The organism is Pseudomonas sp. LRF_L74, assembly GCF_965644255.1.
Classification (GTDB): domain Bacteria; phylum Pseudomonadota; class Gammaproteobacteria; order Pseudomonadales; family Pseudomonadaceae; genus Aquipseudomonas.
The window spans coordinates 12068-28068 of the sequence record NZ_CBFFRH010000013.1 but is presented as its reverse complement, the minus strand read 5'-3'; the positions used below and the strand labels follow the sequence as shown (position 1 = coordinate 28068).

Sequence of the window (16001 nt, the reverse complement as noted above, 5' to 3'; positions counted from 1 at the left end):
AGCTACTCCTAGTCGTCAGATGACGATCAAGTCGGCCTGCAAAGCGCCGGCCTGCTTGAGGGCTTCGAGAATGGCCATCAAGTCGCCGGGAGCCGCCCCGACCTGGTTGACCGCCCGAACGATCTCGTCCAGGGTGGTTCCCGGGGCGAACTTGAACATCGGCCTGGCCTCTTGCTCGGCCTTTATCGAGGAATTCGGCACCACCGCGGTCTGTCCGCCGGAAAGCGGGCCGGGCTGGCTGACCGTCGGGTCTTCGCTGATCGTTACGGTCAGGCTGCCATGGGTGACCGCGGCGGGCGATACCCTGACGTTCTGGCCGATGACGATGGTCCCGGTGCGCGAATTGATGATCACCTTGGCGACCGCCTGGCCGGTGTCCACCTCGAGGTTTTCCAGGATCGACAGGTAGTCGACCCGCTGGTTCGGATCGAGCGGCGCGCTGACCCGCACCGAACCGCCGTCCAGCGCGCTGGCGACGCCTGGGCCGAGCAGGCCGTTGACCCGGTCGACGATGTTCTTCGCCGTGGTGAAGTCGGGACGGTTGAGGTTCAGGGTGAGATAGTTACCCTGCTCGAAACCACTCGGCACCGCTCGCTCGACGGTGGCCCCGGAAGGAATCCGGCCGGCGGACGGGACATTGACGGTGATCCGCGAGCCATCCGCGCCACTGGCATCGAAGCCACCGACCACCAGATTGCCCTGGGCCACCGCGTAGACGTTGCCGTCAATCCCCTTGAGCGGCACCATCAACAGGCTGCCACCGCGCAGGCTCTTGGCGTTGCCGATCGACGAGATGGTGACGTCGATGGTCTGCCCCGGCTTGGCGAACGGCGGCAGCTCGGCATGGACGGACACCGCGGCGACGTTCTTCATCTGCAGGTTGCTGCTGTTCGACGGCACCTTGATGCCGAACTGGCTGAGCATGTTCTTGAAGGTCTGTACGGTGAAGGGCGTCTGGGTCGTCTGGTCGCCAGTGCCGTTGAGACCCACTACCAGGCCATAGCCGATCAGTTGGTTGCCGCGCACGCCCTGGATGCTGGCGATGTCCTTGAGCCGCTCGGCACGGACCAGCGGGCTCAGCAGCAAGCAGGCGAGGACGAGCAGCGTCAGCCAGCCGCCTGTGCCGCGCCGCCGAGGGTCACGGTGCCCGGCAGCGGGCAGCCGGTGTGCGAACGAGGTGGGCAGGTTCATGGGCATCTCGGCAGTCTTTCTCAGAACGGGAACAGCGGACTGTTGAAGAAGCGGCTCAACCAGCCAGGCTGGCTGGCGTTGGCGAACGCCCCGGTGCCCGAGTAGGTGATCCGTGCGTCAGCGATGCGCGTCGAGGAAACCGTGTTGTCGGTGGCGATGTCGTCGCTGCGCACCAGGCCGGCGATACGGATCATTTCGTTGCCGGTGTTGAGCGTCAGCCATTTCTCGCCGCGTACCACCAGTACGCCATTGGGCATCACCTCGGCGACGGTCACCGTCACCGAACCGCTCAGGCTGTTGCTTTGCGCCGCCGCGGCATCGCCCTGGTTACTGCGTGTGCCGCTAAAGCTGGTATCCAGGCCCATCTTGCCGCCAGTCAGCGGGTTGGTGGTCGACACGCCACCGCCGAACAGCGAGGTCAGGCCAATGCTCGCCGAGCTGTCCTTGCTGATGTCGGAAGTGGCGCTCTTGCTCGCCTGGGTGGCCTCTTCGAGGGTGATGGTGATCACATCGCCGACCCGGAATGCCTTGCGATCGTCGTACAGGTTGCGCTCGAAACCGCTCTGGAAGATCGCCCCGCCGGTCGCCGAGGCCGGCAGCGAGGTGCGCGGCAGCACTGGCGCGTAGTAGGCATCGTCCTGCTTGGGCTCGGGCGCAACGCAGCCAGCCAGAGCAGCGGCGCAGGCGGCAAGGGTCAGAGAAATCATTGTGCGCATGACCGTCACCCGCTACAGATTCTGGTTAATGAAGGAAAGCATGCTGTCGGCCGCGGAAATGACCTTGGAGTTCATTTCGTAGGCACGCTGGGTGGTGATCATGTCCACCAGCTCTTCGACGGTGTTGACGTTGGAGGTCTCCAGGGTGTTCTGCAGCACCGTGCCCAGCCCGTTGAGCCCCGGCGTTCCGGTCTGGGGCGCGCCGCTGGCGGCGGTCTCGGCGAACAGGTTGTTGCCCAGCGGCTGGAGCCCGGCCGGGTTGATGAACTTGGCGACTTCGATATTGCCGATGGTGGTCACCGCGGAACTGCCGGTAGTCGTCACCGACACGGTGCCGTCCTCGCCGACGGTGAAGGTCTGGGTATCGTCCGGGACCACGATGGCCGGCTCCAGCGGCATGCCATTGGCGGTCACGATCTGGCCATCGGAGTTGAGGTGGAAGGTGCCATCGCGGGTGTAGGAGATGGTGCCGTCGGGCATGGTGATCTGGAAGAAACCATCACCGTTGATCGCCATGTCCAGGGGTTGGTCGGTGGTTTCCAGGGAGCCCTCGGTGAAATCCTTCTGGGTGCCGACGATGCGTACGCCCGTACCCAATTGCAGGCCGGAAGGCAACTCGTTGTCCTGAGTGCTCTGCGCGCCGGGCTGGCGGCGGACCTGATAGAGCAAGTCCTGGAATTCGGCACGGTCGCGCTTGAAGCCCGTGGTGGAGACGTTCGCCAGGTTGTTGGCGATCGTCGTGAGGTTGAGGTCCTGGGCAGAAAGGCCGGTCTTGGCAACCCACAGTGCGGAAATCATCGGCTGCTCCTCGCGCCATCACGGCGCGGCGCTGTTGCTGAATCAGTTGAATTTGAGAATGTCGCCCATCGCCGAGGCATCTTCCTCGGCGGTGCGCATCATCTTGATGTGCAGCTCGAACTGCCGTGACAGGGCGAGGATCGAGGTCATCTCCTCGACCGCACTGACATTGCTGCCCTCGACGAAACCGGAGACCACGCGCACGCTGGCGTCGGCCTCTGGCGCGGGCTGGCCTGCCTTCATGTGGATCATGCCGTCCAGGCCCTTCTCCATCTGAGTCTGGTCCGGGTTGACCAGACGCAGCCGGTCGACCACGGCGATCACCGAAGCCGCCTGCCCTTCGGCACGGATGCTCAGCGTGCCGTCCTCGCCGATCTCGATCTTCGAGGCCGGCGGCACGGCAACCGGCCCACCATCGCCGAGTACCGGAGTACCGTTGCCAGTACGCAGGATGCCGAGGGCATCGACCTGCATGCTGGCGGTGCGCTCGTAGGCCTCACTGCCATCGGGAGCCTGGACGGCGATCCAACCATTGCCCTGCACCGCCACGTCCAGATCACGCCCGGTCTCCACCAGGGGGCCCGGCGTGAAATCCGTACCGGGGCGTTCGCTCATCGCGTAGACCCGCGACGGAAAACTGTCGCCGAACACCTGCATCGATCTGGATTGCTCCAGGTCACGGCGAAAACCACTGGTGGAAACGTTCGCCAGGTTATTGGCATGGGCCCGCATGGCAGCCGCGTTCTGGCTCGCCCCGGTCATGGAGACATATAGCATCTTGTCCATCGTTACCTCTCCCGCGTCGGATATTTGCTGCCATCGGCCATTTTCATTAGTTAAAGCAAACATCGGGCCAAAAAATAAAATCGTTTTATTTCATTGACTTATGCTTGCCACATGAACATCTTGCCGGCGTCGAAGGCAGAATCCCGTCGCCTCGGGCGGCGCCATGGCCATCGGCATGGCGCCGTCTGGCATCAAGTCATCTGGATAATGGTCTGGGCCAGGGTGTTCTCGGTTTCGATGGTCTTGGCGTTGGCCTGGTAGTTGCGTTGCGCCACGATCAGGTTCACCAGCTCGGCGGTCAGGTCCACGTTGGAGTCTTCCAGCGCACCGGAGGTCAGGCTGCCCAGGGTGCCGGAACCCGGCACGCCGATGACCGGCTCGCCCGAGGAAGAGGACTGCGCCCAGGCATTGTTGCCCAAGGCAGTGAGCCCCTGGGTGTTGGCGAAGTTGGCCAGCGCCACCTGGCCGATGAGCTTGGACTCGCCGTTGGTATAGGTGGCGAACAGTTGCCCTTCGCTGTCGATCGTCAGCCCCGACAGCTGGCCGGTGGCATAACCGTCCTGGCTGACACTGGTCACCGCGAAGCTGGTGGACGTCTGGGTCGTGGAGGTCAGGTCCAGCGTGATGCCTGCCGCCGCTGCCGCCGCGCCGTTGCTGCCGTAGGTCACCGGGTCGGTGGTGCTGTCGGTGACGGTCGCCGGCACCCAGTTGCTCAGGGTGATGGAGCCATCGGCATTGACGGTGAAGTCGCTGCTGGTGGTGGAGGTCAGCGCCCCGGAACTGGAGAAGGTCATCTCCGCGGAGTACGGGTCGGTACTGGTCGGGTCGGCCGGGTTGCGGCCGTCGACCAGCACGTACATGGTCCACTCGTTGCTGGCGTCCTTGGCGAAGTACTGGGTCAGGGTGTGCGAGTTGCCCTGGCTGTCGTAGATGGTCGCGGAGGTCGACCAATTGTAGCTGGTCGAGTCGCTGGAATCGAACGGCGTGGTGGTCGGCACCGAGGCCGCCGAGTTGAGACTCAGGGTCTGGTCGACCTCGGTGGTCGCCTTCGGCGTCTGGCTGGAGGTGTCGACCTGCAGGTCAGTCAGCACCCCGGAAACGACGCTGCCGTTGGCGTCCACCGCGTAGCCCTGCAGGTTATAGCCCGAGCTGTTGACGATGTAGCCATCGGAATCGGTGCTGAAGGTACCGTCGCGGGTATACACCTGCGAGCCGTTGCCGCTCAGCACGAAGAAGCCGTTGCCGCTGATTGCCAGGTCCAGGGTCGCGCCGGTGGTGGTGATATTGCCCTGGGTGAACTGCTGGGACACCGCGGCGACCTGCACGCCGTTGCCGGTCGAGTTGCTGGTCGAGCCGAGGTTCATCGAGTTGGCGTAGAGATCGGCGAACTCCGCCCGCGACGACTTGAAGCCGGTAGTGCCCACGTTGGCGATGTTGTTGCCGGTGACGTCGAGATCGGTGGTCGCCGCCTGTAGCCCGCTGAGGCCGACATTGAAGCTCATCTGGTTACTCCTCGCCGGGAAGCCGGCTCATTTGCTGATCGTTTGCACATCGGCAAGCAGGACGCTATCGCCGGTGGCCAGGTTGAGGGTCATGTCGCTGGCATCGGTGCCGAGGGTCACGCTGTTCACTGTCACCGGCAGGTAGGTGGTCAACGCGGTACTGGTCCCGTCGATGCTGGCGCTGGCGACAAAGCTGTAGGTGCCGGAATCCACGGTCGCGCCGCTGGAGTCGGTGCCATCCCAGTCGAATGCCACCGTCCCACTGGCCTGGGAACCCAGCTCCAGGGTGGTGACCAGGGAACCGGCCTCGTCGTAGACCGATACGGTCACGTCCGAGCCGGAGGACGGCATCACCAGGCTGCCGGTGATTCCCGCCGAGGTGTCCACCAGCGTCTCGTCGGTCGCGACCGACACCGTGGTGCCGACCAGCGACGAGGCCTGCAGCGCCTGCGACGACTGATAGCTGGAAAGCAGCGACTCGGCCGTGGTGTTGAGGTTGCTCAGCGACTCCAGCGAACTGAACTGGGCGAGCTGGGACACGAACTCGGTGTTGTCCTGCGGGTCCAGCGGGTTCTGGTTGGTCAATTGGGTCACCAGCAGTTGCAGGAATTCATCCTTGCCCAGGCTGCTGGTGCCCGTGCTGCTGGAGCTGGAACTGCTGGTCGTGCTCGTGCTAGTGGTCGAACTCAGGCTCGACAGCACATCACTGGTAGTAGCCATTCACGGTTTTCCTCACTGGCCGAGTGTCAGGGCTTTTTGCATCATCTGCTTGGTGGTGTTCATGATTTCTGCGTTGGTCTGGAACGAACGGCTGGCGGAAATCATGTCGGCCATCTCCTCGACCACGTTGACGTTCGGGTAATACACGTAGCCCTCGGCGTTGGCCGCCGGATGGTTCGGTTCATAGCGCGCCTCCAGCTCGCTCTGGTCCTCGACCACACCGAGTACCTGCACCCCTGCCCCCGCGACATCCTGCTCCTCGAACAGCGATCCCTGGCTGGTGCCCTCCTGGTAGAGGGTGGAAAACAACGGATGACGGGCGCGGTAGGTCTGGTCGACGCTGGAAGACACCGACTCGGCGTTGGCGATGTTGCTGGCCACGGTATTCAGACGCACGGTCTGTGCGCTCATACCCGAACCGGCGATGTTGAAGATACTGGCGAGAGACATGCTGAGACTCCTTATTCACCCCGGATTGCACCGAGCAATCCCTTGAATTTGCTATTGAGCAGGGTAAAGCTGGCCTGGAACTGCACAGCGTTCTCGGCGTACTTGGCCTGCTCGACCTGGGCATCGACGCTGTTCTGGTCGAGCGATGGCTGGTAGGGGTTGCGATACAGCAGCCCTTCCTCGCCCAGGCCTGCGCTGCCCGTACTGACCTCGATATGACGGTCATTGGTATGGGCCATGGCGAAGCTGCCGGCATTGGCCGTCGTACTGCCCTGGGCTTTCTGGTTCTGTTCGGCGAGCACCGAGGCGAAGTCGATATCGCGCGCCTTGAAGTTGGGGGTGTCGGCATTGACAAGGTTGTTCGCCAACACTTCGGCACGCTGGGTGCGGAAGCTCAGAGCCTGTTCATGGATGCCGAGTGCATTAGCGAAGCTGATACTCATGACCTGAAACCTTTGCCGTCACGCGGCCATGGTTGCCGCACATGACTTTTAGCAAAGCTCATGCCACAAATATTTATCCTTTGATTTCAAAGGCTTGACTGAAACAAGAGCGCCAAAAAAACGGCAAGCGGCAAGCTTTTACCGCCGAGTGACAGAGCGGGTTGCCACTTATCTGGCACCACCACCCTCGCGCCCTGTGCGCGACGCTGACGGACTCGCGCCAGGCGATGCAGTGCAGGAGCAGGGAGACGCCTGGCCCCCTGCTCCCGATTGGATTACTCCGCCAACCGCCAGGTCGTACCGCCCTTGCCATCCTCCAGCACCACGCCCATGGCAGTGAGCTGGTCGCGGATACGGTCGGACTCGGCCCAGTTCTTCTCGGCGCGGGCTTGCAGGCGCGCGGCGATCAGGGCTTCGACCTCGGCCGCATCGACCTTGCCTTCGGCGCCCGCCTTGAGGAAAGCATCCGGCTCCAACTGCAGCACGCCGAGCAGGCCGGCCAGCATCTTGAGCTGGGCGGCCAGGCCAGCGGCCGCCTGCAGGTCGGATTCGCGCAGGCGGTTGACCTCGCGGATCATTTCGAACAGCACCGCGCAGGCTTCCGGCGAGTTGAAGTCGTCGTCCATCGCCGCGGTGAAACGCTCGATGAACGCCTCGCCGCCAGCCGGCGCCGCTTCGGGCAGGCCTTTCAGGCCGTTGTAGAAGCGCTCCAGGGCGCCTTTGGCTTCCTTGAGGCTTTCTTCCGAGTAGTTGATCGGGCTGCGGTAGTGGCTGGACACCAGCAGGTAGCGCACCACCTCGGGATGGTACTTTTCCAGCACCTCGCGAATGGTAAAGAAGTTGCCCAGGCTCTTGGACATCTTCTCGCCGTCCACGCGCACGGCGCCGGCGTGCATCCAGGCATTGGCGTACTGCTTGCCGGTGGCCGCTTCGCTCTGGGCGATCTCGTTCTCGTGGTGCGGAAACACCAGGTCCGGGCCGCCGCCATGGATATCGAAGGTTTCGCCCAGGCAGCAGGTGGACATCACCGAGCACTCGATGTGCCAGCCCGGACGCCCGGCGCCCCACGGCGACTGCCAGCTCGGTTCGCCCGGCTTGGCGGCTTTCCACAGGACGAAGTCCAGTGGGTCTTCCTTGATTTCGTCGACCTCGATGCGCGCGCCGATCTTCAACTCGTCGATCTTGCGTCGCGACAGCTTGCCGTAGGTTTCGAACTTGGTGACGCGGTAGTACACGTCGCCGTTGCCTGGCGCATAGGCGAAGCCCTTGTCGATCAGGGTCTGGATCATCGTGTGCATGCCGGCGATGTGGCCGGTGGCGCGCGGCTCGATGTCCGGGCGCAGTACGGCCAGGCGGCCTTCGTCTTCGTGCATCGCCGCGATCATGCGCTCGACCAGCGCCTCGAACGGTTCGCCGTTCTCGTTGGCACGCTTGATGATCTTGTCGTCGATGTCGGTGATGTTGCGCACGTAGGTCACGTCATAGCCGCGATGACGCAGCCAGCGGGTAACCACGTCGAAGGCCACCATCACCCGCGCATGGCCGATGTGGCAGAAGTCGTACACGGTCATGCCGCAGACGTACATGCGCACCTGGTTATCGATCAGCGGCTTGAACGGTTCCTTGACCTTGCTCAGGGTGTTGTAAATGCTCAGTGCCATTTACTGCCCCCAGGAATCGCGCAGCGTCACGGTGCGGTTGAATACCAGCGCATCGGCTTTGGAATCCTTGGCATCCAGGCAGAAGTAGCCTTCACGCTCGAACTGGAAACGATCATCGACACTGGCCTGGGCCAGCGACGGCTCGGCGCGGCAGCCCTTGAGCACCACCAGCGACTCGGGGTTGATGTTGTCGAGGAAGCTGCCACCCTCTTCGGCCTTCTCCGGGCTGGCCGAGCGGAACAGGCGGTCGTACAGGCGCACTTCGCACTCGACGCTCTCGGCGGCCGGCACCCAGTGGATCACGCCCTTGACCTTGCGCCCCTCGGGGTTCTTGCCCAGGGTGTTCTCGTCGTAGGAGCAGTGCAGTTCGACGATGTTGCCGGCAGCGTCCTTGATCGCCTCGTCGGCACGGATCACGTAGCTGCCGCGCAGGCGTGCTTCGCCGCCCGGAACCAGGCGCTTGAAGCCGTCCGGTGGGGTTTCCTCGAAGTCACCGGCGTCGATGTAGATCTCGCGGGAGAACGGTAGCACGCGGGTACCGATGTCCTGCTTGGGATGGCGCGCCAGTTCCAGATTCTCGACCTGGCCTTGCGGGTAGTTGGTGATCACCACCTTGAGCGGCTTGAGCACACACATGGCGCGCGAGGCATTGGCGTCCAGGTCTTCGCGGATGGCGAACTCCAGCATGCCGATGTCCACCAGGCCGCCAGCACGGTTGACGCCGATCATGTCGCAGAAGGTGCGGATCGAGGCCGGGGTGTAGCCACGGCGGCGATAGCCGGACAGGGTCGACATGCGCGGGTCGTCCCAACCGTTGACGTGGTTCTCGTCCACCAGTTGCTTGAGCTTGCGCTTGCTGGTGATGGTGTAGTTCAGGTTGAGCCGGGCGAACTCGTACTGGCGCGGCTGCGCCGGCACCGGCAGGTTGGCCAGGAACCACTCGTACAGCGGACGGTGATCCTCGAACTCCAGGGTGCAGATCGAATGCGTGACGCCTTCGATGGCATCGGACTGGCCATGGGTGAAGTCGTAGCTCGGGTAGATGCACCACTTGTCGCCGGTCTGGTGGTGATGGGCGTGGCGGATGCGATAGAGGATCGGGTCACGCAGGTTCATGTTGCGCGAGGCCATGTCGATCTTGGCACGCAGCGAACGGGCGCCGTCCGGGAACTCGCCGGCCTTCATGCGGGCGAACAGGTCGAGGTTCTCTGCGACGCTGCGCTCGCGAAACGGGCTGTCCTTGCCGGGCGAAGTCAGGGTGCCACGGTACTCACGGGCTTCGTCCGGGGTCAGGTCGTCGACATAGGCCTTGCCGGCCTTGATCAGCTCGACGGCCCAGGCGTGCAACTGGTCGAAGTAATCGGAGGCGTAGCGCTCCTTGCCGGCCCAGGAGAAGCCCAGCCACTCGACATCGGCCTTGATCGCGTCGATGTATTCCTGGTCTTCCTTGGCCGGGTTGGTGTCGTCGAAACGCAGGTTGCACTCGCCGCCGTATTCCTGGGCCAGGCCGAAGTTCAGGCAGATCGACTTGGCATGGCCGATGTGCAGGTAACCGTTGGGCTCCGGCGGGAAGCGGGTGATGATCTTGGCGTGCGTGCCGGCATCCAGGTCGGCCTGAACGATGGGACGCAGGAAGTTGGCGGCTTTTTCGACGGTGGGCTTGCTCATGGTGTCCTTAGCGAGTGCGGATCGCGGCACAGGGTAGGCCGGTCAAATCAAAGCCCGTATGATAGCGGACCCGTCAACCCCCTGACAGTCACAAAGCGGTTGCCGTTATGGAGAGTGCCTGCTGCCCTCCTCCCCGCACCAATCGAGAGCGATTACCGAAATGATCAAGCTGCACACCAACCACGGCGTCATCACCCTGGAACTCTTCGAAGACAAGGCCCCGGAAACCACGGCCAACTTCAAGGAATACGTGAAAAGCGGCCATTACGACGGCACCGTGTTCCACCGCGTGATCAGCAACTTCATGGTCCAGGGCGGCGGTTTCGAGCCGGGCATGAAGCAGAAGCCCACCAAGTCGCCGATCAAGAACGAAGCCAACAACGGCCTGTCGAACAAGGTCGGCACCGTGGCGATGGCCCGCACCATGGACCCGCACTCCGCTTCCGCGCAGTTCTTCATCAACGTCTCCGACAACACCTTCCTCGACCACACCGCGCCGACCACCCAAGGCTGGGGCTACGCCGTGTTCGGCCAGGTCACCGAAGGCCTGGACGTGGTCAACGCGATCAAGGGCGTCGCCACCACCATGAAGTCGGGCCACCAGGACGTGCCGGTGGAAGACGTGATCATCGAGAAGGCCGAGGTTATCGAGTAATTCGATGATCCTGCTGATCTCCGATCTGCACCTCGAAGAGAAACGCCCGGACATCACCCGGGCGTTTCTGCTTTTTCTCGAGACGCGCGCCGCCCAGGCCGAAGCACTGTACATCCTCGGCGACTTCTTCGAAGTCTGGATCGGCGACGACGGCATGAGCCCGTTCCAGCACCGGATCGCCCAGGCCCTGCGCAAACTGGGCGATGGCGGCACACGCATCTACCTGATGCACGGCAATCGCGACTTCCTCATCGGCCGCGCGTTCTGCCGCGAAGCCGGCTGCACATTGCTGAAAGACCCGACCCTGGTGCGCTTCAACGGCGAACCGGTACTGCTGATGCACGGCGACAGCCTGTGCACCCGGGATGTCGGCTACATGAAGATGCGCCGCCTGCTGCGCAACCCGCTGAGCCTGTTCATCCTGCGCAACCTGCCACTGGCGACCCGCCACACGCTGGCGCGCAAGCTGCGCAACGAAAGCCGCAGCCAGACACGCATGAAAGCCAGCGACATCATCGACGTCACGCCTGACGAGGTACAGCGCGTCATGGCACGCCACGGCGTGCGTACCTTGATCCACGGCCACACCCATCGCCCTGCGACACATGAGCTAGAAGTCGATGGCCAACCGGCACGACGCATCGTGCTTGGTGATTGGGATCAGCACGGCTGGGCCTTGCAGGTCGACGGACAAGGCTTACATCAGGCGCCTTTCTCACTCGATTGATTGGCTTTCTCTTGGGCTCCCGCCTTCGCGGGAGCGACGGGGAATGGCCCTTTCTGCCGAACCCGAGATAACCGTCATTCCCGCGAAGGCGGGAATCCAAAAAGCCGAAGGGATTGATGAGCAATGGCAACTTTCAGTGCGACTTTTGAGGCACAAGAGCCCTGATATTCAAACCAGCTCGATACGGTCGTCGTGAATGGCGATCAGGCCCTGCTTGAACAGGCCGCCGATGGCTTTCTTGAAATTGCCCTTGCTCACCCCGAAGGCCTGGCTGATCGCCTCGGGCGGGCTCTTGTCGCTCAACGCCAGACTGCCGCCACTGTCTCGCAGCTTGGCCAGGATCTGCTCGCCCAGGTCATCGGCAGCGGCCTGGCCAATGGGCTGAAGGCTCAGGCTGATCTTGCCGTCGGCGCGCAACTCGCGAATGTAGCCGGTCTCCTGCATGCCGCTGCGCAGGAACTTGAACACTTCGTTCTTGTGGATCAAGCCCCAATGGCGACCGTCGATGATCGCCTTGAAGCCCATGTCGGTCTTGTCCGCGACCAGCAACTCGACCTGCTGGCCGACCACGTAGCGCGCCGGCGTCTGGTCCAGGTAACGATCCAGCCGCGCGGTGGCGGTGATGCGCTTGGTGCGCCTGTCGAGATAGACATGCACCACGCAGTAGTCACCAACCTGCAGGGGCCGCTTCTCTTCGGAGTGCGGCATCAACAGGTCCTTGGACAATCCCCAGTCGAGGAAAAGGCCAATGCGATTGATATCCACCACCTTGAGGCTGGCGAAGCCGCCCACCTGCACCTTGGGTTTCTCGGTGGTGGCGATCACCCGGTCTTCGCTGTCCAGGTAGATGAACACGTTCAGCCAGTCGTCTATCTCGATTGGCTCGCCCTTCGGCACATAGCGCTTGGGCAGGAGGATTTCACCATCGGCACCGCCATCCAGATAGAGGCCGAAGTCGGTGGTCTTGACCACCTGCAAGGAGTTGAAGCGCCCAATCAGAGCCATGTCGATCACCCTATTCGCGAGGGCGCGCATTCTACCCGTTGAGGAGCATCCGCGCTTGCCCACCGATCACGTGCCAGGCAGCTTCCAGGCTGCATTCGTAATGCGTTGAACAGGTTCTTACACGATTTGCGCCAAACTAGACACCTTCGATGCTGGCGCCTAGCACACACATGTTTCAGAATCGCGACAATCATTCAGGCCGCTCTGTTGAAGAGTATGGATTCTCTCTGCCCGATCTCAGGAGTTCCCTTTGCGACCATCAAGCCGTAGATCCTTCACGCCGCTGGTCTCGTGCCTTGCGCTATTCACGTTGTTCATCCTGATCCCGGTCGCCAGCCGTTACCTGCTGGGCTGGTCGGACTGGAGCGGCTACCTGTCCGACATCGGTTTCGGCAGCCTGCTCCTGCTGCTGTGCTATCGGCGCCCGCTGCTGGGGACGCTGCTGGTATTGATCTGGGTGGTATTCACCATCAGCAATGCCGAACTCATCACCGCAGTGGGCCGCATGCCGGAAGCGACCGACCTTGCATTCCTGGTCGATCCCCAGTTCCTCGGCCACTCCACCCAGGGCAGCGGCATCGGCCACCCGCTATTCGCCGCCGCGCTGGTCCTGGTCGCCCTGCTCGCCCTGGCCTTCGGACGCAAGCGTGGGCCCATCATGCCGCGTCGCGCCTACCTGATTCCGGTAACGCTGCTGGGTGCTCATGCCGTGCTGCAATACGCAGTACCCGAGGAGAGCGATCTTTGGCAGCAATACAATCTTCCACACAAACTGGTGGCCGAAGGCATCAATGCCCTGCAATCCCAGGCGCAAGACTGGCTCGAGGGAGGAGACCTTGACCAAGCACCGGATATCGACGCCCTGGCCTTGCTCGACCTGAACGGTAAGCCACTGCTGCCCAAGGGCGGCTCCGCGCGCAACGTGCTGATCATCACCATGGAAGGCATCCCCGGCGCCTACATCACCGGCAGCCGCGAGGCCCTGCACAGCAGCTACACGGAGAACCCCATGCCGCGCCTGAGCCAGTGGGCCGAGCGCGGCATGCTGACCCCAGACTACGTGCTGCATACCCACCAGACCATTCGCGGCCTGTATGCCATGCTCTGCGGTGACTACGACAAGCTCGATTCCGGCACACCGAAAGGCGTCGAACTGCTGAACAACCCGATGCGCAACCAGCAGTGCCTGCCGGCGCAACTGCGCAGCCAGGGGTTCAGCACGCATTTCCTGCAAGGCGCGGGGCTGCGCTTCATGGCCAAGGACCAGATCATGCCGCACATCGGCTTCCAGCATACCTACGGGCGCGACTGGTTCCGCAACAAGCCCTACCTGGAATTTCCCTGGGGCATGGATGACAAGGCCTACTTCGAAGGCGCCCTGGGGTATGTGGAGAAACTGCACGGACAGAAACAGCCGTGGATGCTCACCCTGCTGACAGTAGGCACCCACCAGCCCTACTCCGCGCCGAGCGACTACCTGCAACGCTACCCCAGTGCCAAGCAGGCCGCCGTCGGTTACCTGGACGATGCCGTAAGCGACTTTCTCGACAACCTCGACAAGCTCGGCGTGATGAAGGACACCCTGGTCATCGTCACCTCGGACGAGTCCCACGGCATCGAGAACCTGCGTCTGGCCTCGGCCTGGGGCTTCAACCTGATGCTCGCGCCCGAGAAGGACGGCCTGCCCAGAATCCACCAGGGCGTCTATGGCCACGTCGACCTGACCGCCTCGATCCTCGACTACTTCGCCCTGCCGATCCCGGACAACATCTCCGGCCGCTCGATGTTGCGCGACTACGACACCCCACGCGACATCATCTCCTACACCAACGGCATGCTGCGCCAGCATGACGGGCAGACCTTCACCGAGTGCAATTTCCAGCATGTCTGCCGCCGTTATGCCAGCCGGGGCTTCATCACCGAACAGGCGCAGTACCTGGGGCGGGTCAGCGGCAGGCAGGCGCGCCTGGTCAGCCAGCGCGCCCAACTGCTGGACCAGTCCATCAGCGGCGGCCAGGTCGGCCTGCATTACCAGTTCGCCACCCGCGAGCCGATTCAGCTAAAGGGCAAGGTGCGTGACGATTGGGCAGACAACCTGATCGGCGCCCAGTACCTGGAAATGCCCAAGGGCACCCGCACCCGCGTCACCCTGAGGATCGAGGCCCTGCGCATGGATCGCCACGGCGCCACGCTGCACCTGCTAACCAAGGAGTTCGAGCAGGACGTCGCCATCGAGATTCCGCCGATCCCGCTGCTCAAGCGCGGCCAGCCTGTCGAGCTGAGCTTCGATTTCGACAACCTGGAGACCCGCAAGGCGTTTTCCTTCCACCTGACCGGGGAAGGCCATGGCGATATTCGTATCGACGACTTCAGCGTGGTCACCGAGCCGCTGCCCGTGGAGCTGGTCGCTGCCCAGCAGGACGAAGAAGACACCGTTACGCAGTGAAGCAACATGCCGGAGATCGAAAAAGGCCTCCGGCATCGCGCTCTTCGTTTATTTAGCCTTCAAGCCCAGCCGCAACAGCTTGCCGTCACTCTCGTCGGTCAGCACATAGAGATAACCGTCCGGCCCCTGGCGCACATCGCGAATGCGCCAGCCTTCATCCGTCAGCAGGCGCTCCTCCCCCACGACCTTGTCGCCATCCAGGGTCAGGCGAATCAATGAGCGATCGGCCAGAGCACCGATGAACAGGCTGTGCTGCCAAGCTGGAAAGCGCTCGGCAGAATAAAAGGCCATGCCGGAAATTCCGGGCGACTTTTCCCAGACATGGTGAGGCGGCTCGGTGCCCTCGACCGTCTTGCCCTTGGCTTCAGGAATCGGCAACAGGCTGTAGTTGATGCCATGGGTCGCCAAGGGCCAGCCGTAGTTCTTGCCAGGCTGCGGGATATTGATCTCGTCGCCGCCACGCGGACCATGCTCATGAGTCCAGAGTTGGCCAGTCCAGGGATTCAGCGCGGCGCCCTGCACGTTGCGATGACCGTAGGACCAGATTTCTCTACGCGCGCCCTGTTGACCGACGAAAGGATTGTCAGTCGGGACTCTACCGTCAGGCAGCAGCCGCACCAGCTTGCCTTGCAACTTGTCCAGTTCCTGCGCCGTTGGCCGCTGATTGTTCTCGCCCTGGGTGATAAACAGGTAGCCCTTGTCGAATACCAGGCGCGAGCCGAAGTGCGCCCCGCTGGACAGCTTGGGCTGCTGGCGATAGATCACGCTGAAGTCTTCCAGCCGACGCAGGTCAGCGCTGAGCCGACCACGCCCGACAGCGGTTCCGGCCTTGTCGCCACTGGCATCAGCCTCGGCGAAGCTGAGGTAGACCAGACGATCCTTGGCGAAATCAGGAGACAGCAGCACATCCAGCAGGCCACCCTGACTACGGGCAAATACTTTCGGCGTGCCAGCGAGCGGCTCCGACAATCGCCCCTGCCCGTCGAGCAGGCGCAGGCGCCCAGGCAGCTCAGTGATCAGGCTGCCCTGAGCATCGGGCAAAAAAGCGATGCTCCATGGGTGTTCCAGGCCACCAGCGACTTCGGTAATGTCCAAAGACCTCGACTCGCGCTCTACCGGCGCCGCAGAAACCAGCAGCGGTATTCCCAGCAATAGGCCACACAGGCCTCCACGCAACAGCGACACGCTCATCGTGCTTCCTCCTTGCAATCAGGATGAACAGTCTTGTCGGCC

At 62.9% G+C, this 16001-nt stretch carries 15 protein-coding genes; 3 read left to right on the top strand and 12 right to left on the bottom strand.

Features of this window, described 5'->3' with window-relative positions; genetic code table 11:
• Nucleotides 1–15 precede the first annotated feature (15 nt).
• The 10 genes from ACSZPK_RS24515 to ACSZPK_RS24470 form a co-directional block, all read right to left on the bottom strand.
• On the bottom strand, nucleotides 16–1191 hold the full coding sequence (locus ACSZPK_RS24515) for a flagellar basal body P-ring protein FlgI (RefSeq protein ID WP_437884220.1): 1176 nt from the start codon (nucleotides 1189–1191) through the stop codon (nucleotides 16–18).
• A gap of 20 nt (nucleotides 1192–1211) precedes the next feature.
• Entirely contained in the window at nucleotides 1212–1907 is a 696-nt protein-coding gene (gene flgH, locus ACSZPK_RS24510; RefSeq protein WP_437884219.1) for a flagellar basal body L-ring protein FlgH, read from the bottom strand.
• A 12-nt stretch (nucleotides 1908–1919) separates the two neighbouring features.
• The gene (flgG, locus tag ACSZPK_RS24505) at nucleotides 1920–2705 is read right to left on the bottom strand and encodes a flagellar basal-body rod protein FlgG (RefSeq protein ID WP_437884218.1); all 786 of its coding nucleotides are present in this window, start codon (nucleotides 2703–2705) and stop codon (nucleotides 1920–1922) included.
• A gap of 42 nt (nucleotides 2706–2747) precedes the next feature.
• Complete coding sequence (locus tag ACSZPK_RS24500) at nucleotides 2748–3491, bottom strand: flagellar basal body rod protein FlgF (protein ID WP_437884217.1); 744 nt, start codon at nucleotides 3489–3491, stop codon at nucleotides 2748–2750.
• A 191-nt stretch (nucleotides 3492–3682) separates the two neighbouring features.
• Entirely contained in the window at nucleotides 3683–4993 is a 1311-nt protein-coding gene (gene flgE, locus ACSZPK_RS24495) for a flagellar hook protein FlgE (protein ID WP_437884216.1), read from the bottom strand.
• Nucleotides 4994–5020: 27 nt separating this feature from the next.
• The gene (locus ACSZPK_RS24490) at nucleotides 5021–5713 is read right to left on the bottom strand and encodes a flagellar hook assembly protein FlgD (protein ID WP_437884215.1); all 693 of its coding nucleotides are present in this window, start codon (nucleotides 5711–5713) and stop codon (nucleotides 5021–5023) included.
• A gap of 12 nt (nucleotides 5714–5725) precedes the next feature.
• The gene (gene flgC / locus ACSZPK_RS24485) at nucleotides 5726–6163 is read right to left on the bottom strand and encodes a flagellar basal body rod protein FlgC (protein ID WP_437884214.1); all 438 of its coding nucleotides are present in this window, start codon (nucleotides 6161–6163) and stop codon (nucleotides 5726–5728) included.
• An 11-nt stretch (nucleotides 6164–6174) separates the two neighbouring features.
• Complete coding sequence (gene flgB / locus ACSZPK_RS24480) at nucleotides 6175–6606, bottom strand: flagellar basal body rod protein FlgB (RefSeq protein WP_437884213.1); 432 nt, start codon at nucleotides 6604–6606, stop codon at nucleotides 6175–6177.
• A gap of 275 nt (nucleotides 6607–6881) precedes the next feature.
• Complete coding sequence (gene cysS, locus ACSZPK_RS24475; protein ID WP_437884212.1) at nucleotides 6882–8267, bottom strand: cysteine--tRNA ligase; 1386 nt, start codon at nucleotides 8265–8267, stop codon at nucleotides 6882–6884.
• Nucleotides 8268–9935: a glutamine--tRNA ligase/YqeY domain fusion protein gene (locus ACSZPK_RS24470; RefSeq protein WP_437884211.1), complete on the bottom strand. Its 1668-nt coding sequence runs from the start codon at nucleotides 9933–9935 to the stop codon at nucleotides 8268–8270.
• A gap of 160 nt (nucleotides 9936–10095) precedes the next feature.
• Here ACSZPK_RS24470 and ACSZPK_RS24465 point away from each other — a divergent pair, with 160 nt between their 5' ends.
• Nucleotides 10096–10590 (top strand): peptidylprolyl isomerase, encoded by a 495-nt coding sequence (locus ACSZPK_RS24465; protein ID WP_437884210.1) that lies wholly within the window; start codon nucleotides 10096–10098, stop codon nucleotides 10588–10590.
• A 4-nt stretch (nucleotides 10591–10594) separates the two neighbouring features.
• Nucleotides 10595–11317: a UDP-2,3-diacylglucosamine diphosphatase gene (gene lpxH / locus ACSZPK_RS24460; protein WP_437884209.1), complete on the top strand. Its 723-nt coding sequence runs from the start codon at nucleotides 10595–10597 to the stop codon at nucleotides 11315–11317.
• Nucleotides 11318–11485: 168 nt separating this feature from the next.
• On the opposite strand, the gene ACSZPK_RS24455 is transcribed toward lpxH, so the two are convergent.
• Complete coding sequence (locus ACSZPK_RS24455) at nucleotides 11486–12322, bottom strand: CvfB family protein (protein ID WP_437884208.1); 837 nt, start codon at nucleotides 12320–12322, stop codon at nucleotides 11486–11488.
• A 250-nt stretch (nucleotides 12323–12572) separates the two neighbouring features.
• On the opposite strand from ACSZPK_RS24455, the gene ACSZPK_RS24450 reads away from it, so the two are divergent.
• A complete protein-coding gene (locus ACSZPK_RS24450) occupies nucleotides 12573–14768 on the top strand; it encodes an LTA synthase family protein (protein ID WP_437884207.1) in 2196 nt (731 codons plus the stop codon).
• Between the two features lie 48 nt (nucleotides 14769–14816).
• Here ACSZPK_RS24450 and ACSZPK_RS24445 read toward each other — a convergent pair whose 3' ends face one another.
• Complete coding sequence (locus ACSZPK_RS24445; protein WP_437884206.1) at nucleotides 14817–15959, bottom strand: PQQ-dependent sugar dehydrogenase; 1143 nt, start codon at nucleotides 15957–15959, stop codon at nucleotides 14817–14819.
• Nucleotides 15960–16001 lie beyond the last annotated feature (42 nt).